This is a genomic window from Streptomyces sp. LZ34 (assembly GCF_053890475.1).
This window is the reverse complement of record NZ_CM132680.1, coordinates 4,442,046-4,464,784: the sequence shown is the minus strand read 5'-3', so window position 1 is coordinate 4,464,784 and position 22,739 is coordinate 4,442,046. Positions and strand designations below refer to the sequence as shown.

Below are 22,739 nucleotides of genomic sequence, written 5' to 3'. Positions count from 1 at the left end.
CCCGTTTCGCGTCGACAAATACTTGGACGTCCTAGTAAATTTGCAGTCATGGACGTCGAAGGCATTGAGGCGGGCCGCCGGCGCTGGCAGGCCCGGTACGACGCCGCGCGCAAGCGCGAGGCCGACTTCAGTACGCTCTCGGGGGATCCCGTGGATCCGGTCTACGGACCGGCCCCCGGCGACAGCGTCGCGGGCTTCGAGCGCATCGGCTGGCCCGGCGAGTTCCCCTTCACCCGCGGGCTGTACTCCACCGGCTACCGCGGCCGCGCCTGGACCATCCGCCAGTTCGCGGGCTTCGGAAACGCCGAGCAGACCAACGAGCGCTACAAGATGATCCTGAAGGCGGGCGGCGGCGGCCTGTCAGTGGCCTTCGACATGCCGACGTTGATGGGCCGCGACTCCGACGACCCGCGCTCGCTGGGCGAGGTCGGCCACTGCGGCGTCGCCATCGACTCCGCCGCCGACATGGAGATCCTCTTCAAGGACATCCCGCTCGGCGACGTCACCACCTCGATGACGATCAGCGGCCCCGCAGTCCCCGTCTTCTGCATGTACCTGGTCGCCGCCGAGCGCCAGGGCGTCGACACCTCCGTACTGAACGGCACGCTCCAGACGGACATCTTCAAGGAGTACATCGCGCAGAAGGAGTGGCTCTTCCAGCCGGAGCCGCATCTGCGTCTGATCGGCGACCTGATGGAGCACTGTGCGCGCGGCATCCCCGCGTACAAGCCGCTGTCGGTCTCCGGCTACCACATCCGTGAGGCCGGGGCCACGGCCGCGCAGGAGCTCGCGTACACCCTCGCCGACGGCTTCGGCTACGTCGAGCTGGGGCTCTCCCGCGGGCTCGACATCGACACCTTCGCGCCCGGCCTGTCCTTCTTCTTCGACGCGCACCTCGACTTCTTCGAGGAGATCGCCAAGTTCCGCGCGGCCCGCCGGATCTGGGCCCGCTGGATGAGGGATGTGTACGGGGCCAAGACCGAGAAGGCGCAGTGGCTGCGCTTCCACACCCAGACCGCCGGGGTCTCGCTCACCGCGCAGCAGCCGTACAACAACGTCGTGCGCACCGCCGTGGAGGCGCTGTCCGCGGTGCTCGGCGGCACCAACTCGCTGCACACCAACGCCCTGGACGAGACGCTCGCGCTGCCCAGCGAGCAGGCCGCCGAGATCGCCCTGCGCACCCAGCAGGTGCTGATGGAGGAGACCGGCATCCTCAATGTCGCCGACCCGCTGGGCGGTTCCTGGTACGTCGAGGCGCTGACCGACCGCATCGAGGCCGACGCCGAGAAGATCTTCGAACAGATCAAGGAGCGCGGCCGCCGGGCGGTGCCCCGTGAACAGCACCCCATCGGGCTGATCACCTCCGGCATCCTGCGCGGCATCGAGGACGGTTGGTTCACCGGCGAGATCGCCGAGTCGGCCTTCCAGTACCAGCGGGCGCTGGAGAAGGGCGACAAGAAGGTCGTCGGCGTCAACTGCCACGAGGGCTCGGTCACGGGCGACCTGGAGATTCTGCGGGTCGGCCATGAGGTCGAGCGCGAGCAGGTGCGGGCGCTCGCCGCCCGCAAGGAGGCCCGCGACGACGCGCGGGTGACCGCCGCACTGGAACGGATGCTGTCCGCCGCGCGCGACGGCTCGAACATGATCGAGCCGATGCTGGAGGCGGTCCGGGCGGAGGCGACCCTGGGCGAGATCTGCGGCACGCTGCGCGAGGAGTGGGGAACCTACACGGAGCCGGCGGGCTTCTGAGCGGCGGTTGGTTTCTGGGCTGGTTTCTGGGCTGGTTTCTGCGGTGATCTCTGCGGTGATTTCTGGGCGGGGGCCGGCTTTTGAGGCGTGGCGCGCTTCTGGGCGGCGGGCTTTTGAGTCGCGGCCGGGTTCCGAGCCGGGCCGCGCTTCGGGGCCGGCCCCTGAGCCGGCCCCGCCTCGCCCCGTCCCGTCGCCGCAGGGAAGCCGCAGAGCAGCAGCTCCGCGAAGTCGCGCGCCCAGGGCGCGTCGACGGCGTCGGCGCTCACCAGCGTCCGGTGCATCACCGCGCCGGCGATCACATCGAAGATCAGGTCCGCGCTGCGGGCCGCCGCGGCGGGGTCGGCCTCCCGCGGCAGCTCGCCGCGGGCCTGGGCGCGCTCGCGGCCGAGCAGCACCAGCCGCTTCTGCCGGTCGACGATCGTGGTGCGGATCCGCTCCCGCAGCGCCTCGTCGCGGGTGGCCTCGGAGACCACGGCCATCAGCGAGGTCCCGGCCTCCGGGCGAGCCAGCAGCGCCGCGAACCGGAGCACCGTCTCCTCCACATCGGCGTGCAGCGAGCCCAGGTCGGGCAGTTCCAGCTGCTCGTCGAGGAGGGCCGCGACCGCGTCCACCACCAGCTCGCTCTTGTTCGTCCAGCGGCGGTAGAGGGTGGTCTTGGCCACGCCCGCCCGGGCCGCGACATCGCCCATCGTCAGCTTGGACCAGCCGAGCTCGACCAGGGCGGCCCGCGTCGCGCCGAGGATGGCGCGGTCGGCCTCGGCACTGCGGGGGCGGCCGGTGCGCCGCGCTGGCGGGCTCATGCCCGTGACCCTACCCGCAGGCGGGCCATGCCCCCTGGAACTCCCGGGGCCCTACCAGTTACGCTACGGCTCGTAGCGTAAGGGTGTGCGCTTTTCCATTCACCGGGGGAAGAGGGGAGGATAGGACCATGCAGCCACGGAACATGTCCATGAGTGGAGTGGTCGACCTCGCCGCGGTGAAGGCGGCCGGAGAAGCGAAGCAGAAGGCGGAGAAGGCGCGGGCCGACGCGGCCCGCACGGGCGGCGCGCCCGCCCCCACCCGTCTGGTCTTCGACGTCGACGAGGCGGGTTTCCAGCAGGATGTCCTGCAGCGCTCCACTGAAGTACCGGTCGTCATCGACTTCTGGGCCGAGTGGTGCGAGCCGTGCAAGCAGCTCGGTCCGATCCTCGAGCGGCTGGCGGGGGAGTACGCGGGCCGCTTCGTCCTGGCGAAGATCGACGTCGACGCCAACCAGATGCTCTTCCAGCAGTTCGGGGTGCAGGGCATCCCCGCCGTGTTCGCGGTGGTCGCGGGCCAGCCGGTGCCCCTCTTCCAGGGCGCCGCGCCCGAGGCGCAGATCCGGCAGGTGCTGGATCAGCTGGTCCAGGCGGCGGAGCAGCAGTTCGGCATCGTGGGCGCCCCGGTGCAGGACGCGGGAGACGAGGGCGACGAGGGCGGCGAGCCGGTCGCGCAGCAGCCCGTGACCCCGTACGACAGCGCGCTCGCGGCGGCGCACGAGGCGCTGGACGCCGGCGATCTGGGCGGCGCGGTGCAGGCGTACAAGAACGTACTGGCCGACGACCCGGGCAACACCGAGGCGAAGCTGGGCCTGGGGCAGGCCGAGCTGCTGAGCCGGGTGCAGGGGGCGGACCCGCAGCAGGTGCGCAAGGCGGCGGCCGACAATCCGGCGGACCCGGCGGCGCAGATCGCCGCGGCGGACCTGGACCTGGTGGGGGGTCATGTGGAGGACGCCTTCGGGCGGTTGGTGGACGCGGTGCGGCGGACGGTGGGGGAGGACCGGGAGGCGGCGCGGCTCCATCTGCTGGAGCTCTTCGAGGTGATCGGAGCGGACGATCCCCGGGTGGTCTCGGCACGCGGCGCGTTGGCGCGCGTGCTGTTCTGACCTCTGCCACCTCAAACAGAGAAGCGGCCGCGCTTTACCAAAACTTGGTAAACGCGGTCGCTGTAACTGACGGTAAGTGAACGTCAGGTTTTTGTCCGGTCATGGCGTAGATCGCCCCATCTTTCCGGGCATGTGGCGGCGACCCTGAGTACCCGGCCTCTATCTCCCTGCCGCTGTACGGTTATCCGCCCGTTACTCGCTAGTAACGAACCCCTTGTGCACCTGCCCGTAAATGCACCACGATCGGCCAAGCTCGGTCCCATTTCCCGCAGCCCGGCATCCGGTCGGCGTGGTCGGCGCGATGGGTCCCCACCGAGTAGGTCGGCGGCAGTGGCGTCGGCCGTGGACAGGGGGGTCTCTGCCTACCGGCAGGGCCTGTCCAGGAGGTTGCGCGAAGGCGTGGCCAGTGGTTGTCGCTCGGGGGTGATCGCCGGTGTTTCGGGTGCGGTTCGCGCCTGCGAGACGTGGGCGCTCTCCTTCCCGAGGACGTAGCACTTCTCCCATCCCAGGCTCGGGCCTCGGCCCCAGCCGGAGATGTACGTCCGAGAAGGAGGAAAGTCATGGAGTCCCAGGCTCGTGGCGGGACCAGATGGAAGCGGTTTGCCGTTGTCATGGTGCCGAGCGTCGCTGCCACGGCCGCGATCGGTGTAGCCCTCGCGCAGGGTGCGCTCGCGGCGTCGTTCAGCGTGTCCGGCCAGCAGTTCAAGGTCAGCGCGGACCTGCTCAACGGAAAGGGTTTCGTCCAGTACGGCACCCTTGACACACAGCACGGGGGCAAGAAGATCCCCGTGGCCGTGTCGGCGTTCAAGAACGCCAAGATCAAGGGCCTGTGCCAGTCGGTGGTGGTCCCGGTCCCGCTCTTCGGCGATGTCACGCTGAGGCTGGAGGCCGGCAACGGCGGCAAGGAGGTCGTGGCGAAGAACCTCTTCATCGACCTCGACCAGCTCGAGGCGGACGCCACGTTCCGCGGTCTCAACATCGGTGTGGCGGCCGGCGACACCACCAAGGGTCCCAAGGGCGACACGAACAAGAAGGACCCCAGTTCCTTCAGTCAGGAAGCCGACTCGGTGACGCTGAAGGGTGTCAAGCAGACCGCATGGGCGACCAACGCGGGCACGTTCAAGCTCTCCGGCCTTTCGATGAAGGTCAGCAAGGGCAAGAACGAGTGCTTCTGACGCGCTGAGCGGGGTGGGGGGCCGTACCACCGCCCCTCACCCGGCATCGCTCAGCGGCGTCAGGGGCATCAGCACCGCGTTTATCAGTACCGCATCAGAACACTTGCGATCGTCCAGATCGCCGGCCCCAGGGAGCTGTTTTCATTGAGTGCCGAGTCGCCGGAGGCGAGTGACGCCGTCAGCCACCTGCGCAGGGCTTTCAAGTACTGGCGCTGGCAGCGCCCGTTCTGGGCAGGGCTCTTGACCATTCTGGCCGGGCTGCCGATCGGGTACCTGCCGTATGCCAACGTCACCTTGGGTCAGCTCACCGTCCGGATGTCCACCACCACCGGGTCCGGATCGCTGATCATCGGCGTCCTGCTGATAGTGCTGGGCCTGACCATGTGGTTCCAGCCCATCGTGCGGGTCTTCGCGGGAGTCGCCACCATTCTGCTGGGCCTGGTCTCGATCCCCGTGGCCAACTTCGGGGGCTTCTTGGTGGGTTTCCTGCTCGCGCTGTTCGGCGGCGGGATGAGCGTCGCCTGGGCGCCGGGCGAGACCCCGACCGAGCAGCCGGCGAAGGACGCGGGGCCCGCGCCCACGGACGGCACGGACGGTGTGGACGACGCGGACGCTGGGGACGGCGCAGGCGGCGGCGAGCCGGAGCCGGCCGTCGCGGGGGCCGCGCCGGACCAGGAATCCAGGGATGGGAGGCACCGTGCGGGGTGAACAAGAGCAGTCGGAGGGTGCGAGCGTCACGAGTCCACGCCGGGCGAGAACGGGGCCGCGGCATGCGGCCCCCAAGAAGTCGATGCTCACCCGCCTTCAGGTGCCCGCCGGCAAGGCGATAGCGCTCGCCGCCATGCCGACGGCCGTGCTGATGGGCATGGGGCTGACCCCGCAGCTAGCCCAGGCGACCTCCAGGGCCGAGGACCGCTACAAGCCAGGGCCGTGCGTCACCCAGCCCGACGAGGCCGACAAGGACGACGCCAAGGACCACAAGAGCACCGACGAGGCGGGCGAGCCGTCCAAGGGCTCCAAGGACAAGGGCTCCAAGGGCTCGAAGAGCCAGGACAAGGGTTCCGAGGACAAGAGCGCGGACGAGAGCTCCAAGCCCTCCGCCACGCCGACGCCCTCCGCCACGTCCTCCGCCGACTCCGGCTCCTCCGGCAGCAAGACGGACGACAAGGCGGACGACACGACGCCGGAGAAGTCCCCTACGCCGAGCCCGTCCGAGTCCAAGAGCAAGAACCCGCTGGACCCGCTGGGCCTCGGGGACGCGATCAAGGACATCTTCACCGGGGGCGGTGACGACGAGGACAAGACGGCCGAGCCGAGCGCCACGCCGACCCCGTCGTCCTCCGCGACCCGCTCGCCGGGCAAGACGACCGACCCTGCCGGGGACACGGCCGACAAGGCCGAGGACACGGTCGACAAGGCCGGCAAGGCGGCGAAGGACACGGTCGACAAGGCCAAGGACGCCGGGGACAAGGCCGACGACACCCCGTCGCCCGGCCCCACCTCCTCGTCCTCCCCCAAGGCCGAGGACCGTGACAAGGACGGCAAGGAGCCGTTCCCCTGCCCCACGTACGACGCCGAGGCATACGAGAACGCCGAGACCGAGCCGACCTCCAGCCTGCTGCCCGACGAGCCCTGGACGCTCAAGAGCACCCTGCTGACCCTGCACGGGCTGGACTACAAGGGCATCGTCGAGGTCAAGACGTACAGCGGGAAGGTCAAGAAGGTCCTCAAGTTCACCGCCTCCGGCGTGGACATCAAGGATCTGCACCAGCTGGTGGTCGGCGCCGGCGGGACGACCACCCACGTGGCCGCGCGCGAGGGCTCCACCTCCACCTTCAGCAACGGCCCGATCACCATGTACACCGAGGAACTGTCGGGCAACCTCCTGGGGATCATCCCGATCACCTTCAGCCCCAAGAGCCCGCCGCCGATAAACCTCCCCGAGGTGTTCTTCACCGATGCGACGGTCACACAGGCCGGACAGTTCGGCGGCGACCTGACCATCCCCGGCATGCACATCTACAAGACGGGGGAATAACCCCGGAGCACAGACCCGTTCGGGAGCCGCAAGGCCCTCCTTTGGGAGGGCGAACACCGGTGGGCACCGCCCCAAGCTCGGGGTGGTGCCCACCGGCGCGTCTGCCGCCCGCTCAGGGCCGGGTTACGGGGCTACTTGGTCTCGCCGCCCACGTGGTGCACCCGGACCATGTTGGTGGTGCCGGGGACGCCGGGGGGCGAGCCGGCCGTGATGATCATGGTGTCGCCGTCGTTGTAGCGGCCCAGTTTCGACAGCTCGGCGTCGACGAGGTCCACCATCGCGTCGGTGTGCTCCACATACGGCACCACGAACGACTCCACACCCCAGCTGAGCGCCAGCTGGTTGCGGGTGGCCACGTCGGTGGTGAAGGCCAGGATCGGCTGCTGGGCGCGGTAGCGGGACAGCCGGCGGGCGGTGTCGCCGGACTGGGTGAAGGCCACCAGCGACTCGGCGCCGAGGAAGTCGGCGATCTCGCAGGCCGCGCGGGCGACCGCGCCGCCCTGCGTGCGCGGCTTCTTGCCGGGGACCAGCGGCTGCAGACCGCGCGAGAGCAGCTCCTGCTCGGCGGCCTGGACGATGCGGGACATCGTCTTGACCGTCTCCAGCGGATACGCGCCGACGGAGGACTCCGCGGAGAGCATGACCGCGTCGGCGCCGTCCAGGATCGCGTTGGCGACATCGGACGCCTCGGCGCGGGTCGGCCGCGAGTTGGTGATCATCGACTCCATCATCTGGGTCGCGACGATCACCGGCTTGGCGTTCCGGCGGCACAGCTCGATCAGGCGCTTCTGCACCATCGGGACCTTCTCGAGCGGATACTCGACGGCCAGGTCGCCACGGGCCACCATGACGCCGTCGAACGCCGCGACGACCCCCTCCATGTTGGCGACGGCCTGCGGCTTCTCCACCTTGGCGATCACCGGCACCCGGCGCCCCACCTCGTCCATGACGCGGTGCACATCGCGGACGTCGGCGGCGTCCCGGACGAAGGACAGGGCGACCATGTCGCACCCCATCGCCAGCGCGAACTTCAGGTCCACGATGTCCTTCTCGGACAGCGCGGGCACATTGACCGCCGCGCCGGGCAGGTTGATCCCCTTGTGGTCGGAGATCACGCCGCCCTCGATGACGATCGTCTTGACCCGCGGGCCGTCGACCGCGGTGACCCGCAGCTCGACATTGCCGTCGTTGATCAGGACCTGGTCGCCCTTGGAGACGTCGCCCGGCAGCCCCTTGTACGTGGTGCCGCAGATCGTCCGGTCACCCGGCACGTCCTCGGTGGTGATGGTGAACTCGTCGCCGCGCAACAGCTCCACCGGGCCGTCGGCGAAGGTCTCGAGCCGGATCTTGGGGCCCTGGAGGTCGGCGAGCACGCCGACCGCGTGCCCGGTCTCCTCGGAGGCCTTGCGGACGCGGTGGTACCGCTCCTCGTGCTCCGGGTGGCTCCCGTGGCTCATGTTGAATCGGGCCACGTTCATCCCGGCCTCGATCAGCGACTTCAGCTGGTCGTAGGAGTCGACGGCGGGGCCCAGAGTGCAGACGATTTTGGAACGGCGCATGAGGCAGATCCTATCGGTTTGTTTCGGAGCGGAATATTTAAGCTATGGAAAACGGTGCAATGCCGGGACAAGAGCCGCCGACGGGCCGGAGACTAGGCGGTGACCAGCTCGAACGCCTGGCTGGCAATCTCCAGCTCCTCGTCGGTGGGCACCACGGCCACCGCGACCCGGCTGGTCTCCGCGGAGATCAGCCGCGCCGAGGTGCCGCGCACCGCGTTGCGCACCGCGTCCACCTCGATGCCGAACGCCGGAAGGCCGCGCATCGCCGCCTCCCGCACCGCCGCGGAGTTCTCCCCGACGCCCGCGGTGAAGGCGATGGCGTCCACCCGCCCCAGCACCGCGGTGTACGCGCCCACATACTTCCGCAGCCGATGGATGTAGATGTCGAAGGCCAGCTGAGCCGCCTGGTCACCCTCGCCCATCCGGCGGCCGATCTCACGCATGTCGTTGTCCCCGCACAGGCCCAGCAGCCCGCTGCGCTTGTTCAGCAGGGCATCGATCTCGTCGATCGACATCCCGCCGACCCGGGCCAGGTGGAAGATCGCCGCCGGGTCCAGGTCCCCTGACCGGGTACCCATCACCAGGCCCTCCAACGGGGTCAGCCCCATCGAGGTGTCCACACACACCCCGCCGCGCACCGCGGAGGCGCTGGCGCCGTTGCCCAGGTGCAGCACGATCGTGTTGACCTCGGAGACGTCCCGGCCCAGCAGCGCGGCGGTGGCCCGCGAGACGTACGCGTGCGAGGTGCCGTGGAAGCCGTAGCGCCGCACCCCGTACCGGTCGGCGGTGGCCCGCTCGATGGCGTAGCGCGCCGCCTCCTCCGGCATCGTGGCGTGGAACGCGGTGTCGAAGACCGCGATCTGCGGCAGGTCCGGGCGCAGCGCGCGGGCCACCTTGATCCCGGTGACGTTCGCCGGGTTGTGCAGCGGGGCCAGCGGCACCAGCTTCTCGATCTCCGCGACCACCTCGTCGGTGATCAGGGTCGGCTCGGTGAACCGGGTGCCGCCGTGCACCACCCGGTGGCCGACCGCCGCCAGCTCGGGCGAGTCCAGGCCCAGGCCCTGCGCGGCCAGCTCCTCGGCGACCTGCTTGAGGGCGGCCGAGTGGTCGGCGACCGGGCCCTGCCCGATCCGCTCCACGATGCCGGAGGCGAGCCGGCCGCCGTCGGCCATGTCGAGCAGCTGGTACTTGACCGACGAGGAGCCGGAGTTGAGGACGAGGACTCGGGAACCGTTCACGGAGCCGTTCACGCGGGGTTCTGCGCCTTCTGTGCGGGGGCGGGGGTCTGTGCGGGGGAGACGGGGGAGGGGGCCTGGGGCTGTGCGGGGGTCTGGGCCTGGATGGCGGTGATCGAGACGGTGTTGACGATGTCCTGGACGAGCGCCCCGCGGGAGAGGTCGTTCACCGGCTTGCGCAGCCCCTGCAGCACCGGGCCGACCGCGACCGCGCCCGCCGAACGCTGGACCGCCTTGTAGGTGTTGTTGCCGGTGTTCAGGTCCGGGAAGATCAGGACCGTGGCCTTGCCCGCCACTTCGGAGTCCGGCAGCTTGGTCGCCGCGACAGCCGCGTCCACCGCGGCGTCGTACTGGATCGGGCCCTCGACCAGCAGGTCCGGGCGGCGCTCGCGGACCAGCTCGGTCGCCTTGCGCACCTTGTCGACGTCGGCGCCGGAGCCGGAGGTGCCGGTGGAGTACGAGAGCATCGCGATCCGCGGCTCCACACCGAACTGGGCGGCCGTCGTCGCCGACTGGATGGCGATGTCCGCGAGCTGCTCGGCGTCCGGGTCCGGGTTGACCGCGCAGTCGCCGTACACCAGCACCCGGTCCGCCAGGCACATGAAGAAGACCGAGGAGACGATCTGGGCGTCCGGCGCGGTCTTGATGATCTCGAAGGCGGGCCGGATGGTGGCGGCGGTGGAGTGCACGGCGCCGGAGACCATGCCGTCGGCCAGGCCCTCCTGCACCATCAGGGTGCCGAAGTACGAGACGTCGGCGACCACGTCGTGGGCCAGCTCGTAGGAGACGCCCTTGTGGGCGCGCAGCCGCGCGTACAGCTCGGCGAAGCGCTCGCGCAGCGGCGAGGTCTGCGGGTCGATGATCTGCGCGTCCGCGAGCTGGATGCCCAGCTCGGCGGCGCGCTTGCGGACCGCGTCCTCCTCGCCCAGCAGTGTGAGGTCGCACACATCGCGGCGCAGCAGCACATCGGCGGCGCGCAGCACCCGCTCCTCGGTGCCCTCGGGCAGCACCACCCGGCGGCGGTTGGTGCGCGACCGCTCGATCAGCTCGTGCTCGAACATCATCGGGGTGACGCGGCCCGAGCGGGCGACCGAGATCCGGTCGGTCAGCCCGGCGGTGTCCACATGCCGCTCGAACAGGCCGAGCGCGGTCTCGGCCTTGCGCGGCGAGCCCGCGGTGAGCTTGCCCTCCAACGCGAACAGCTCGGCCGCCGTCGGGAAGCTGCCGCCCGCCACGGCCGCCACCGGGGTGCCCGGGGCCAGCCGGGAGGCCAGCGCCAGGATGTTCGGTCCTGGCCGCTCGTCCAGGGTGAGCAGCACCCCGGCGATCGGCGGGGCGCCCGCGCTGTGCGCGGCCAGCGCCCCGACGATCAGGTCGGCGCGGTCGCCGGGGGTCACCACCAGGCAGCCCTCGGTCAGCGCGGGCAGGAAGCTGGGCAGCATGGCGCCGCCGAAGACGAAGTCCCGTACGTCCCGGGACAGCCCCCCGTGGTCGCCGAGCAGCACCTCGGCGCCCAGGGTGCGCACCACCTGGGAGACGGTGGGCGCGGAGAGCGAGGAGTCCTCGGGCAGCGCGTAGCAGGGGACGGGGAGGCGGTCCCGCAGCCGCTCGGCCACGGCCTCCCGGTCGCCGGGGGCCACCCGGTTCACCACGACGGCGACGACATCGCAGCCCTGCGCGTCATAGGCGCGGTAGGCGTTGTGCGCCTCGGCGCCGACGGACTCGACGCTCTGCTCCTGGCCGCCCACGACGGTGATCACCGAGGCGCCGAACTCATTGGCCAGCCGCGCGTTCAGCCCCAGCTCGTCGGGGAGGCCGCTGGCCGCGGCGTAGTCGCTGCCCAGGACCAGGACGTACTCGTAGTCGCGGGCCACCTCGTGGAAGCGGCCGAGCAGGTGCGCCACCAGCTCGTCGGTGCCCCGCTCGGCCTGGAGGGCGGACGCCTCGTCGTAGGTGATCCCGAAGACGGACTCGGGCGACTGGCCCAGCCGGTAGCGGGAGCGCAGCAGATCGAAGAGGCGGTCGGGGTTGTCGTGCACCAGAGGACGGAAGACGCCGACCCGGTCGACATGGCGGGTCAGGAGCTCCATGACCCCGAGTTCGACGACCTGGCGGCCGTCGCCGCGCTCGATCCCGGTCACGTACACGCTGCGCGTCACGCCTGGCACTCCGATCTGACGGTCGACACTCCGGCTCCGGCCTGAAAGTCCGGTCGAAACTTCCCCAAAAGCGGCCGTATCGGCGGCCCTGTCCCCTTGACAATACCTGCGGCCATCGATAAAGCGCTCCTCAGGTACACAGGCCCGGAGGGCGAACACAGCACCACCGGGCCCATGAAACAATCGGACTGGCTCACATCTACCCGTAGGCAGCAGGAGACACAGCACGATGCGCATCGGAGTTCTCACCGCAGGCGGCGACTGCCCCGGCCTGAACGCTGTGATCCGGTCGGTCGTCCACCGCGCGGTGGCCGGCCACGGTGACGAGGTCATCGGCTTCGAGGACGGCTTCAAGGGGCTGCTCGACGGCCGCCACCGCAAGCTCGACCTGGACGCCGTGGCGGGCATCCTCGCCCGCGGCGGCACCATCCTCGGCTCCTCCCGCCTGGAGCGGGCCCGGCTGCGCGAGGCCTGTGAGACCTCCAAGGACCACGCCCGCGACTACGGCATCGACGTGCTGATCCCGATCGGCGGCGAGGGCACGCTCACCGCCGCCCGGATGCTCTCCGACGCCGGGCTGCCCATCGTCGGCGTGCCGAAGACGATCGACAACGACATCTCCTCCACCGACCGCACCTTCGGCTTCGACACCGCCGTCGGCGTGGCCACCGAGGCCATGGACCGGCTCAAGACCACCGCCGAATCCCACCAGCGGGTCATGGTCGTCGAGGTCATGGGACGCCACGCGGGCTGGATCGCGCTGGAGTCCGGCATGGCGGGCGGCGCGCACGGCATCTGCCTGCCGGAGCGGCCGTTCGAGATCGACGCGCTGGTGAAGATGGTCGAGGAGCGCTTCTCCCGCGGCAAGAAGTTCGCGGTGATCTGTGTCGCCGAGGGCGCGCACCCCGCCGAGGGAACGATGGAGTACAAGAAGGGCGAGATCGACCAGTACGGCCACGAGCGGTTCACCGGCATCGGCAACCGCCTCGCCGCCGAGCTGGAGCGCCGCCTGGGCAAGGAGGCCCGCCCGGTCATCCTCGGCCACGTCCAGCGCGGCGGCACCCCGACCGCGTACGACCGGGTCCTGGCCACCCGCTTCGGCTGGCACGCCGTCGAGGCCGCCCACCGCGGCGACTTCGGCATGATGACCGCGCTGCGCGGCACGGACATCGCGATGGTGCCGATCGCCGAGGCGGTCACCGAGCTCAAGACGGTTCCGGTGGACCGCATGGACGAGGCCGAGTCGGTCTTCTGACGCGGGCTCGGGCTCCTCCTCAACTTTGACGCCAACTTTGACGCCGCCTCTTTGACGCCGCCTCAACCTTGGTGCCGCGCCGAGCGGGCTCTGGTACTGTCCCGGCTTGATCAGCGGGGTTGGCTGATCGGCTGATCACATCACCTGATCACCTGATCACCTGATCAAGGGGGACGAAGGAGCGGGGGCGGGATGCGTCGGTTGTGGGCCCGCGTGTGGCTGCGCCACACGGCCCTGGTGGTACTCGTCATAGCGCTGGTCGCGGTCTTCGTCGTCGCGAACCGCGACAGCGACGGCGGCCACCTCGCGGCCAACCGCGCCCAGCTACGGAAGGCATGCGACGGCAGCCTGCCGTACGGGGACCTGAAGCGGCTGGTCCGCGACGGCCGGGCGGGCGAGCTCAGCCAGCACGGCACGATGCTCGAGCCGGGCCAGGAGAGCCGCTCGCTGCTGGACTGCAAGCTGTCGTGGGGAGACGGATACGGCGTCACCGTCCACGCCGAGGCGCTCGTCTCCGACGTCCCCGAGGGCATGGAGACCGATGACCTCCTCGGCACGGCCGGCACCGACGGCACGTATGTGGCCCCCGGCACCACCGGCCAGTACGGCGGGCGGGGTGCCTGGTTGGTGGCCGAGTGTGTGGACGGCCTGCGCGGCCGGGTCCGGCCCACCACCGACCTGTATGTGGCGGCACTGGTCACCGACGGCGAACACGAGGCCGGGAGCACCGCCGAGCGCGAGGAGCGGACCAGGGTCGAACGGGCCGCCGCCCTCACCGGATTCCGCACCGCCGTCCATGTCGCGAACGCCATCACCAAGGCTCAGGGCTGCGGGAGCACCCCGCTCAAGGCGCCGACCGAGGTGCTGGACACCTACGAGTCGCACAACGATAACGGCGACTGGCGGTCCGAGCGCATCGAGGAGCCCGGCCGCGATCTGCGCAAGTGCGGCTGGATCAACCCCCGGTCGCTCCCCGGCGTGATGCCCGGAGCCTGGACCACCCTCGGCGACCTCCAGGAGTCCGGCGTGCTGAACGCCTGCCAGGGCACCTGGGACGGGGAGGCCGAGGAGAACGACGGGAACCGTCCGGCGGACTGGCAGATCACCGGCGTCGAGGCGGCCAGCTGGGCGGGCATCCTCGGCCGGACCGCGTACGACTCGTACGAGCGCGAGGGCCATGTGCCGGGGTGGGGAGTGTCCCAGAACCAGGGAAAGCCCGCCGGTGACGGCAAGGGCGGTGGGACTGCCGGTGCCGAGGGCGAGGACCGGATCTCCTCCTATGTCGAGGACCCCCAACTCGCCCTGTGGGCACGCTCGGTGTGCGGCGGCCGGGAGACCTACCACCGCGTCTCGGTGATTCCCACGATCCTGATCGAGGACGGCGCGACCGCCACCCTGGGCGCCAAGGACCGCGCCAAGCTCTCCCGTACGGCACGCACGGCGCTGGACCGCTATCTGAGCGCCGCGGACGGCTGGCCGAAGTCGGCGGGGTGCCGCGATACGAAGGTGCTGGGGGAGGTCGAGGAATGGCACTGAGCAGACTGCGGCTTGGCGGGCGGCCCGGCGAACAGGACGGCGAACAGGACGGCGAGAGCCCTTCGGGGTGGCTCGGTGGCCGGCTCACCCGCCGTCGCTTGTGGGGCCTCGCGGCCGTCGCGGTGGCGCTGGCCGCGCTGGCGGGCACGGCCGTCTGGCTCGCCGGCAGCGACGACCGTGCGCTCGACGAGGCCTGCGACGGAGTGCTGGCCAAGGACGAGGTCCGCGCGGTGCTCGGCGACGGCGAGATCAGCGTGAGCAACCGCACAAAGGGCACGTTCCACGCCAACGCCAACGCCAAGGGCGACGGTGACAGTGCCGGTGAGGATGCCGGTGAGGGTGACGAGGACCAGGCCAACACCCTCGCCGTACGGTGTGAGGTGACCGCCCACGGCAAGGGCAGCGTCAGGGTGACCATCGCGGGCGCGCCGCGGCCCCGCACCACGTACGGCGTCGGCGGGATGTACACCTCCATGCCCGAGCGGGACACCCTCGCGGTCCCCCTCGGCCACGGCTGGTCCGGGCTCTTCGGCACGGACAATGTGCGGCAGGACGACAACGAGGACGGCGAGGCGACCACCGCCGTACTGCTCGACTGCGCCAAGGGCGGCACCAGCCTGCTGATCACCGTCGAGACGAAGCTCGGCGGCGCCACGCTCGACGACCCCGCCGCCCGCCCCGACTTCGTCCGCACCGCGACCGCCACCGCCAAGGCCGCCAACGACCACTGGGGCTGCGGCGCGCGCCTGGGCAAACCGGTCCGCACGGTGGGCCTGCCGGTCAACGAGGACGAGTACGAGCCGCTGCTCGGTGCCAAGGGCACCTGCGCGGGCGTCCCGACGGCCGCCCGCTCCGCGGTGTCCACGGCCCGGGAGACCGCCCGCGACCGGGCGCCGCGCGAGGCCTGCGCCCTCGGCGCGCGGGACGGCTCGCCGCGCTACCGCCTCGACGCGTACTTCGGCCCGTACGCGGAGGAGACCCGCGACGAGTACGCCGGCGGCCTGGCCGAGGACGGCCCGACCCCCGCCGAGCTGCCCTCCGGGCGGCTGGGCAAGAGCGCCTACTGGGCCAGCGCCTCCTGCCCGGACAGCGGCGAGGACGCGCTGTTCCTCGTCCGCGCGGACGGCACCGAGGACGACACCCGCCGCAAGCCGGACCTGGCGTACGAGCGCGCCGCCCTCAGGGCGTTCGCGGAGCGGTCGGCGCGGAACCACGGCTGCGGGACGCCGACCACGCCGGGAGGGTGACCAAGCCGGGAGGGTGACCAAGCCGGGAAGGTGACCACGCCCGGTGGGTGACCTAGCCGGGCGGGTGACCACGCCCGCTGGTGGGTGAGCGGCCGCCGCTCAGACGACCTCGCCGCCGACCCCGGAACGCCCCGCGGGCACGCCGACGATGCCCACGGACACCTGCTTGCGGACGGACTCGCCGAAGACCTCGACGACGGCATCGGTGATCGACGCGATCAGCCGCGCGGGGGCGTTCTCGAACTGCGGCAGGTTCAGCGCCCCTTCGCGCATGCTCAGCGTGACGGCTGGGGCGTTCTCCTCCGTCGGTACGCCGCCGATGCCGTGGCGCCCGCGCGGGACGCCGAACAGGTCGACGACCGCGACGGAGCGCAGCCGCTCGCCGTACACCGCGCCCACCGCATCGGTCAGCGCCCGGATGAGCTTCGGCTCGGTCTTCCCGTCGAGGTCCTCTTCGCGGATCTGCACGGTGAAGTGGGGCATGGTGAATCTCCGTTCGGCCGGGTAGCTTGCACACAGAAACAGACACGTTTGCTTTGAAAGCAAAGCATCTTTGAATGCAAAGCTATTTGGCCGGCTGATCGGTGTCAACTGCGGCCCCTCACCCCTTGACGGCCCCTCCCAGCGCGAAGCCGCCGCCCATCCGGCGGGCGATCAGCACGTACAGCAGGATCACGGGGGTCGAGTAGAGGATCGAGAAGGCGGCCAGCTGCCCGTAGGCGACCTGGCCGTAGTTGCCGAAGAAGGTGAAGATGCTCACCGACGCCGGAAGCTGGTCGGGGGTGAGCAGCAACATGAAGGGCACGAAGAAGTTGCCCCACATCATGATGAAGCTGTAGATCATCACGACCGTGATACCCGGTCCCATGAGGGGGAGGATGACGCGCGTCAGGCTCTGTAGCCAGGACGCGCCGTCCGTCCACGCGGCCTCTTCGAGGATGACCGGGACCCCGTCCATGAAGTTCTTCATCAGCCAGATGGCGAAGGGGAGTTGCGAGGCCGCCAGGAACAGCGCCGTTCCGTACACCGTGTCGATCAGGTCGACCTGTACGAAGAGGCCGTAGACCGGGACCATGATGGCGGTGATCGGCAGACAGGTGCTGAACAGGATCGTCAGCAGGTACGGGCGTACGAGGCGGGAACGGAACCGGGACAGCGGATAGGCGGCGAGGGCCGCGCACGCCACGGTCAGGATGGTGGCCCCGCCGCACAGCAGCAGGCTGTTGAGCATCGGCGTGAAGGTGATCTCGTCCGTCCACACCGCCTGGAAGTTGTCCAGCGTGGGGGAGCCGGGGGCGGAGACGCGTAAGGTCGCCTCGCCGTCCAGAGAGGCCAGGACCAGCCAGGCCAGAGGGAGCACGAAGGCCGCGGCGACGACGAGCAGGGCGGCGTCGGCGGCCAGCCGGCGGCGGGTGCGGGGCGACCAGGCGGTGCGGGGACCGGCGGTACGGCGCTTGGCAGTACGGCGCTTGGCGGTACGGGATCGGGGCCGGGCTGACGTGGGCGGATGGGACAAGGTGCGGCCGGGGAGTGCGGACAACCTCGGACCTCCTCGCGCCTTCGGGCGCAGTCGATCAGTGAGTTGATCAGCGTCCCGTACATGAAACCGCCCACCCCGGCCGCGGGGAAGACTGCCGACACGTCACGTTGCGTGGCGTCAGCCGCCCTGGGCCGCGAGCGCGGTGGCCCGGCGCATGGCGTCGGTGCCCTGGTCGACGGCGCAGCGCGTGGCGAGGTAGCCGTCCGGGCGGATGAGCACGAGTTCGTCTCCGTCCGTGTCATAGGTCTTGTGTGCGATCCCCTCGACGTCGATGACCGTGCCGTGACCGGTCGCGGTCGGGTCGGTGGTCACGCGGTAGGTGCGCAGCGGGACGGACGTCTCCGGCGGCGTGCCGGGTGCGAGGTCGTGGCCGCGGTCCTGCCCTCGGTCGAAGGAGAGCAGCGTCCAGTGCGGGCCGCGCAGCAGGTCGAAGAGGCGGAGCCCGCGGCCGGTCGCGGCGTCGAGGCAGGGCGCGTCGGGCGCCCGGTCGCCGGCCCGGAGGCTGCCGGGCTGTGACGGCAGGTGGCGGTGATGGGTGAGCGGGCTGTCGGGGTAGGCGATGGTGAGACCGGTGGTGAAGTCGTCGGTGAGGCCGCGCAGGGCGGTCGGGCCGTCGCCGTTGCCAAAGGCGCCCATCACCGCGTGCAGCCGGGAGGTGCTGTCGTCGAGGACGGCCTGTGCGACGGGGCGGCGTTCCTGTTCGTAGGTGTCCAGCAGGGTGGTGTCGGCGCCGCCGAGGACGGCGGCGAGTTTCCAGCCCAGGTTGTAGGAGTCTTGGATGCCGGTGTTCATGCCCTGTCCGCCGGCGGGCGAGTGAATGTGCGCCGCGTCTCCGGCGAGGAAGACCCGGCCGACGCGATACCGGTCGACCAGGCATACGTTGATCTTGTACAGCGAGCGCCAACCCGCGTCCTGGAGGACCACGCCCGGCACCCCCGCGCGTTCGGCGAAGATGCGGTGGAACAGTTCCAGTGAGGGTGTGGCGGGCTCCCGCTCGTCGGCGGGGACGGACGCCTGGAACTGCCAGATGTCGGTGCCGGGCAGCGGGAAGAGCGACAGGATTCCGTGCTCGGGGCTCGCCCAGAGGTGCTGGCAGTGGCGGTCGAGACCCTCGATGCGCACATCGCCCAGGTACCAGCGGTGGTCCCCGTAGGAAGTGCCCCGCAGCGCGGCCCCCACCCGCTGCCGGACGACGCTGCGGCCCCCGTCACAGCCGACGAGGTAACGCGCGCGAACCTCGCGTGGCCCGGCCGCCGTCCGTACGGTCGCGGTGACGGAGTCGGCGTCCTGCCGGAGGTCGGTCACGGCCGACCCCCATTCCACCCGGCCGCCGAGCTCTGCCAGGCGGTCGCGCAGGATCGACTCGAGCTGGGGCTGTGACAGCCAGACCGGCGCGTACGGAACGCCGGGGGCCGAGGTGCCGAGGGCCACTTCCACCGCTTCGGAGACCACGCGCTCCCGGTCGTAGTGCCGGGTCGGGACGTGGATGGCCCCCAGTCGCAGGACGCGGTCGATGACGCCGAGGTCGTCGGCGATCTCCAGCGCGCGCGGCTGGATGGTCTTGGCGCGCGAGGCGGTGCTGGGCCGCTCCGCGGCCTCGACGACGCGGCAGGTGATACCGCGCCGGGCGAGATCGCAGGCCAGCGTCAGCCCGGTGGGTCCGGCACCGACGATCAGTACGTCGCTCAGGGTCGAGTCGTTCTCGGTCATGACAGCCCTTACCTAACTTAGGTATCTTTATTGAAGGCGGACGTTCCCTTGGGGGAGCCGCTCGACTGAGGTGAATGTATACCTAACTTAGGTAACTATCAAGGGAGTGTTCGTGGCGTTCGACAACGAGGAGTTGAGGGGACTGCTGCCCGCCATGAACCGGCTCAGCGGCACGCTGAGCCGCGGACAGCTCTTCGAGCGGGCCACCGCGGCCGCCGGGGTGACCCTGGAGCGGCCCGCCGTGACCATCCTGGTCATCCTCAACGCGGCCGAACGGCCCTTGCGGGTCGGGGAGATCGCACAGCGGATGCAGGTCGCCGGCCCGCACGCCACCAGGCAGATTCACGGGCTGGAGCAGCGCGGACTGGTGGAGCGGGTGGCCGATCCCGACGACCAGAGGGCCCGTCTGATCACCCTCACCGCGGCGGGCGAACGGCTCACCGGCCGCTATCTGCGGGTCATCAACGACTGGTTCGCCGATGCCCTGTCCGGATGGTCCGACGCGGACCAGCGAGACCTCGTACGTCTCCTCGGCCGCATGGTCGATGACCTGTCGACCCATCTGGACTCGGTCGTCAGGGAGGACCACCCCGTCGAGTGACACGGAGGGCGCTCGGCCCCGCTCGGCCCGCTCGGTCCACTTGCTCCACTCGCTCCACTTACTCCACGAAGAAGCTGTCGTGGCGGATGCGGAACTCTTCGAGTTCCCGGCCGCCGCGCCGGGTCATCTCCGCGACCTGTTCGAAGTACTCCTCGCGCGGTGCGCCCGGGGAGAAGAGCAGCAGCATGGACGCCGGGTCTTCGGAGTCGTTCTTGAACGCGTGCAACCCGCCCACCGGCACATAGAGGAAGTCTCCCGACCGCGCCGTGATCCAGTGATCGCCGTCGTACAGCCGCACGGACCCCGACAGGATGAAGAAGGACTCCGAGATCGAGCGGTGGAAGTGGGTGCTGGGGCCCGGCGATCTGGGTCCCATGTCAACCCGGTACAGCCCGAATTCACCCCCGGTGGTGGCGTGGGTGGCCAGGTAGTGGGTCCGGTTGCCTGTGGGGGAGTCCAGCTCGGGCGGGGTGTCAACCGGCCTGAACACCGCGTTGACTTCGCCGTTCTCGCCGAGATAGCGGGGTTCGGGGTACGACATGATCGGCTCCTTTGCCTTGTCCGTCACCGCATTGTGGACACGGACGGAGCCGGTGGTCATCGGCCGGGCGAACGGGAAGGCCGGAGCGGCGGGGACCAGGGCGGGCGGCCCACCGGCTCGGTCCGAAGACCGAGCACCCGCGGCTCTGCCGACCCGGCCGTATGCGGTGTAGCCGGCAAGTCGTACCCAGCCGACAGCAGCAGTTCGGCGGCGAAGGTCGCGATGGCGGTCTACCTGCCCGGACTGACAAATATTGAAATCTGTCAGCCATACATGCCATGCTTCTTGGGCGCACCCCACCCCCGTCCCGAGGAGCGTCCTGTGCACACCCGCACCCTTGGCACCACCGGCCCTCAGGTCTCCGCGCTCGGCCTCGGCTGCATGGGCATGTCCGGCATGTACGGCGACGCCGACCGCGCCGAGTCCATCGCCACCATCCACGCCGCCCTCGACGCCGGGATCACCCTCCTCGACACCGGCGACTTCTACGGCATGGGCCACAACGAACTGCTCATCAATGAGGCGCTGCGCACCGCCCCGGCCGCCCTGCGCGAACAGGCCCTGACCAGCGTGAAGTTCGGCGCCCTGCGCGCCCCGGACGGCGGCTGGCGGGGCAATGACGGCCGCCCGGAAGCGGTCATGAACTTCCTCGCCTACTCCCTGCAGCGCCTGGGCACCGACCACATCGACATCTACCGCATCGCCCGCGTCGACCCCGCCGTGCCCATCGAGGAGACGGTCGGCGCCATCGCCGAGGCCGTCCAGGCCGGGTACGTACGGCACATCGGCCTCTCGGAGGTGGGCCCCGAGACCCTCCGCCGGGCCGCGGCCACGGCCCCGATCGTGGATCTCCAGATCGAGTACTCCCTGCTCGACCGAGCCATCGAGGACGAGATCCTGCCCGTCTGCCGCGAACTGGGCATTGGCATCACCGCGTACGGGGTGCTCTCGCGCGGCCTGATCAGTGGCCACTGGAGCCGGGACCGCAAGGCAGCCGCCGACGACTTCCGCGTCCACAGCCCGCGCTTCAGCGGGGAGAACCTCGACCGCAACCTCGCCCTCGTCGACGCGCTCCGCGAGGTCGCCGACGGCAAGGGCGTCAGCGTCGCGCAGACGGCCATCGCCTGGGTGCTGGCCCAGAACACCCGGCAGTCCGCCGCCATCGTGCCGCTCGTCGGCGCCCGCCGTCGCGACCGCCTGGCGGAATCGCTCGGCGCGCTGGACGTTACGCTCGATGCCGACGACCTGGCAGCCATCGAGGAGGCCGTTCCGGCCGGCGCCGCGGCAGGCGCGCGCTACCCGGAAGAGCAGATGGCCCTCCTCGACAGTGAGAAGTAGCCGATGACGTAAGGGACCCGATGCCGCCGCCCGAGAACCCTCTGACCCCCGCCCGCGTCCTCGAAGCCACCGAGGACGTGCTGCGACGCTACGGCCCGGCCAAGGCCACGGTCGTGGACGTCGCCCGCGCGCTGGGGGTCAGCCACGGCAGCGTCTACCGCCACTTCCCCACGAAGGCGGCGCTGCGCGAGGCGGTCACCGAGCGGTGGCTCGACCGGGAGCACGACGAGCTGTCGGCCATCGCCGACGGCGAGGGTCCCGCGGAGGACCGCCTGCGGCGCTGGCTGGCGGCCCTCTTCGCGGCGAAGCGGCGCAAGGCCGGCGACGACCCGGAGCTGTTCGCCACGTTCATGGAGCTGGCCCGCGAGAACAGCGGCACCGTCGCGCGGTATCTCACGACGCTGCTGCGGCAGCTCGCCACGATCGTGGAGAGCGGGGTCGCGGGCGGCGAGTTCGCCGCGCGGGACGCGGCGGCCACGGCGCGGGCGCTGTGGGACGCGACGGCGCGCTTCCATGACCCGATGTACGCGTCCGAGTGGGCGCAGCCGGAGATCGACGCGGACTTCGCGGAGGTGTGCGAGCTGCTGCTGCGTGGCCTGCGCGCGTAGGGCGAGCAGGCCGCGGGATTCGGCGGGATCAGCCCGTGGCGCTGTCCTTCGCGGCGAGCACGATCTGGGTCTGGGTGGTCTGCCCCACGAGCCGGTCCTTGTCGTCCCGTAGGTCGGTCTGCACGACGATGAGGGTGCCGCCGACGTGCAGGGGGCGGGCCGTGGCGTGGACCCGCCCGGAGGCCACTCCCCGCAGGAAGTTGGTCTTGGACTCCACCGTGGACGTCCCGGCGCCCTGCGGGAGGTTGAGATAGGCGCACACGGCGCCGACGGAGTCGGCCAGCGCCATCAGGGCACCGCCGTGCAGAATTCCCCCCGCGGTGCAGACCTCCGGGGACCAGGCCAGACTGCCCACGGCCCGGTCGGGGGCGGCCTCGTGGAGTTCGACGCCCAACTGTGTCGCGAAGGGCATGGCCGCCAGGAGGGCGGTGGGGCTGAGGGCTGCCGTCTCGGAAGGGGGCATCGCGCGCTGCCTTTCGGGTTGGGGGTGCGTTCTCGGTCACACGTTGATGTTCTCGGTCACACAGTGACGTTCTCGGGCGCAA

At 70.6% G+C, this 22,739-nt stretch carries 19 protein-coding genes and 1 pseudogene; 11 read left to right on the top strand and 9 right to left on the bottom strand.

Annotation, left to right across the window (positions count from 1 at the left end; all coding sequences use genetic code 11):
• Positions 1 to 48: 48 nt before the first annotated feature.
• Positions 49 to 1,749, top strand: a complete 1,701-nt coding sequence (locus tag ACWY4P_RS17495; RefSeq protein ID WP_456211475.1) for an acyl-CoA mutase large subunit family protein — start codon at positions 49 to 51, stop codon at positions 1,747 to 1,749.
• Positions 1,750 to 1,952: 203 nt separating this feature from the next.
• Here the strand turns inward: ACWY4P_RS17495 and ACWY4P_RS17490 are convergent.
• Positions 1,953 to 2,549: pseudogene (locus ACWY4P_RS17490) on the bottom strand (TetR/AcrR family transcriptional regulator); the annotation flags it as partial.
• Positions 2,550 to 2,677: 128 nt separating this feature from the next.
• On the opposite strand from ACWY4P_RS17490, the gene ACWY4P_RS17485 reads away from it, so the two are divergent.
• The 4 genes from ACWY4P_RS17485 to ACWY4P_RS17470 all read left to right on the top strand — a co-directional run bounded on the left by ACWY4P_RS17485 (position 2,678) and on the right by ACWY4P_RS17470 (position 6,865).
• Complete coding sequence (locus tag ACWY4P_RS17485) at positions 2,678 to 3,652, top strand: tetratricopeptide repeat protein (RefSeq protein ID WP_456211474.1); 975 nt, start codon at positions 2,678 to 2,680, stop codon at positions 3,650 to 3,652.
• A gap of 560 nt (positions 3,653 to 4,212) precedes the next feature.
• Entirely contained in the window at positions 4,213 to 4,827 is a 615-nt protein-coding gene (locus tag ACWY4P_RS17480) for a DUF6230 family protein (RefSeq protein WP_456211473.1), read from the top strand.
• A gap of 144 nt (positions 4,828 to 4,971) precedes the next feature.
• Positions 4,972 to 5,535, top strand: a complete 564-nt coding sequence (locus ACWY4P_RS17475) for a DUF6114 domain-containing protein (protein ID WP_456211472.1) — start codon at positions 4,972 to 4,974, stop codon at positions 5,533 to 5,535.
• Between the two features lie 82 nt (positions 5,536 to 5,617).
• Positions 5,618 to 6,865 carry a hydrogenase expression protein HypF gene (locus tag ACWY4P_RS17470; RefSeq protein ID WP_456211471.1) on the top strand — a complete coding sequence of 416 codons (1,248 nt, stop codon included), beginning with the start codon at positions 5,618 to 5,620 and terminating at the stop codon, positions 6,863 to 6,865.
• 131 nt (positions 6,866 to 6,996) lie between these two features.
• Here the strand turns inward: ACWY4P_RS17470 and pyk are convergent, their stop codons facing one another.
• The 3 genes from pyk to pta all read right to left on the bottom strand — a co-directional run bounded on the left by pyk (position 6,997) and on the right by pta (position 11,818).
• Positions 6,997 to 8,424 carry a pyruvate kinase gene (gene pyk / locus ACWY4P_RS17465; RefSeq protein WP_456211470.1) on the bottom strand — a complete coding sequence of 476 codons (1,428 nt, stop codon included), beginning with the start codon at positions 8,422 to 8,424 and terminating at the stop codon, positions 6,997 to 6,999.
• 92 nt (positions 8,425 to 8,516) lie between these two features.
• Positions 8,517 to 9,662 (bottom strand): acetate kinase, encoded by a 1,146-nt coding sequence (locus tag ACWY4P_RS17460; RefSeq protein ID WP_456211469.1) that lies wholly within the window; start codon positions 9,660 to 9,662, stop codon positions 8,517 to 8,519.
• Between the two features lie 8 nt (positions 9,663 to 9,670).
• A complete protein-coding gene (gene pta, locus ACWY4P_RS17455) occupies positions 9,671 to 11,818 on the bottom strand; it encodes a phosphate acetyltransferase (protein ID WP_456211468.1) in 2,148 nt (715 codons plus the stop codon).
• A gap of 229 nt (positions 11,819 to 12,047) precedes the next feature.
• Between pta and ACWY4P_RS17450 the strand changes: the two genes are divergently transcribed.
• From ACWY4P_RS17450 to ACWY4P_RS17440, 3 genes are all read left to right on the top strand, one after another.
• Positions 12,048 to 13,073 carry a 6-phosphofructokinase gene (locus ACWY4P_RS17450; RefSeq protein WP_456211467.1) on the top strand — a complete coding sequence of 342 codons (1,026 nt, stop codon included), beginning with the start codon at positions 12,048 to 12,050 and terminating at the stop codon, positions 13,071 to 13,073.
• A gap of 192 nt (positions 13,074 to 13,265) precedes the next feature.
• The gene (locus ACWY4P_RS17445; RefSeq protein WP_456211466.1) at positions 13,266 to 14,609 is read left to right on the top strand and encodes a hypothetical protein; all 1,344 of its coding nucleotides are present in this window, start codon (positions 13,266 to 13,268) and stop codon (positions 14,607 to 14,609) included.
• Entirely contained in the window at positions 14,600 to 15,856 is a 1,257-nt protein-coding gene (locus ACWY4P_RS17440) for a hypothetical protein (protein WP_456211465.1), read from the top strand. The genes ACWY4P_RS17445 and ACWY4P_RS17440 overlap by 10 nt, the downstream gene beginning before the upstream one ends.
• Positions 15,857 to 15,955: 99 nt before the next feature.
• Here ACWY4P_RS17440 and ACWY4P_RS17435 read toward each other — a convergent pair whose 3' ends face one another.
• The 3 genes from ACWY4P_RS17435 to ACWY4P_RS17425 form a co-directional block, all read right to left on the bottom strand.
• Positions 15,956 to 16,339, bottom strand: coding sequence for a tautomerase family protein (locus tag ACWY4P_RS17435; protein ID WP_456211464.1), 384 nt, complete (start codon positions 16,337 to 16,339; stop codon positions 15,956 to 15,958).
• A 118-nt stretch (positions 16,340 to 16,457) separates the two neighbouring features.
• Positions 16,458 to 17,396, bottom strand: coding sequence for a carbohydrate ABC transporter permease (locus ACWY4P_RS17430; RefSeq protein WP_456211463.1), 939 nt, complete (start codon positions 17,394 to 17,396; stop codon positions 16,458 to 16,460).
• 117 nt (positions 17,397 to 17,513) lie between these two features.
• The gene (locus ACWY4P_RS17425) at positions 17,514 to 19,106 is read right to left on the bottom strand and encodes an FAD-dependent oxidoreductase (RefSeq protein ID WP_456211462.1); all 1,593 of its coding nucleotides are present in this window, start codon (positions 19,104 to 19,106) and stop codon (positions 17,514 to 17,516) included.
• Positions 19,107 to 19,218: 112 nt separating this feature from the next.
• Between ACWY4P_RS17425 and ACWY4P_RS17420 the strand changes: the two genes are divergently transcribed.
• Positions 19,219 to 19,707 (top strand): MarR family winged helix-turn-helix transcriptional regulator, encoded by a 489-nt coding sequence (locus ACWY4P_RS17420; protein WP_456211461.1) that lies wholly within the window; start codon positions 19,219 to 19,221, stop codon positions 19,705 to 19,707.
• 58 nt (positions 19,708 to 19,765) lie between these two features.
• Here the strand turns inward: ACWY4P_RS17420 and ACWY4P_RS17415 are convergent, their stop codons facing one another.
• Complete coding sequence (locus tag ACWY4P_RS17415) at positions 19,766 to 20,248, bottom strand: cupin domain-containing protein (RefSeq protein WP_456211460.1); 483 nt, start codon at positions 20,246 to 20,248, stop codon at positions 19,766 to 19,768.
• A gap of 321 nt (positions 20,249 to 20,569) precedes the next feature.
• Between ACWY4P_RS17415 and ACWY4P_RS17410 the strand changes: the two genes are divergently transcribed.
• Positions 20,570 to 21,586, top strand: a complete 1,017-nt coding sequence (locus tag ACWY4P_RS17410; protein WP_456211459.1) for an aldo/keto reductase — start codon at positions 20,570 to 20,572, stop codon at positions 21,584 to 21,586.
• Positions 21,587 to 21,606: 20 nt separating this feature from the next.
• Positions 21,607 to 22,194, top strand: a complete 588-nt coding sequence (locus tag ACWY4P_RS17405; protein WP_456211458.1) for a TetR family transcriptional regulator — start codon at positions 21,607 to 21,609, stop codon at positions 22,192 to 22,194.
• Between the two features lie 28 nt (positions 22,195 to 22,222).
• Here the strand turns inward: ACWY4P_RS17405 and ACWY4P_RS17400 are convergent, their stop codons facing one another.
• Complete coding sequence (locus tag ACWY4P_RS17400; RefSeq protein ID WP_456211457.1) at positions 22,223 to 22,657, bottom strand: PaaI family thioesterase; 435 nt, start codon at positions 22,655 to 22,657, stop codon at positions 22,223 to 22,225.
• Positions 22,658 to 22,739: the final 82 nt, after the last annotated feature.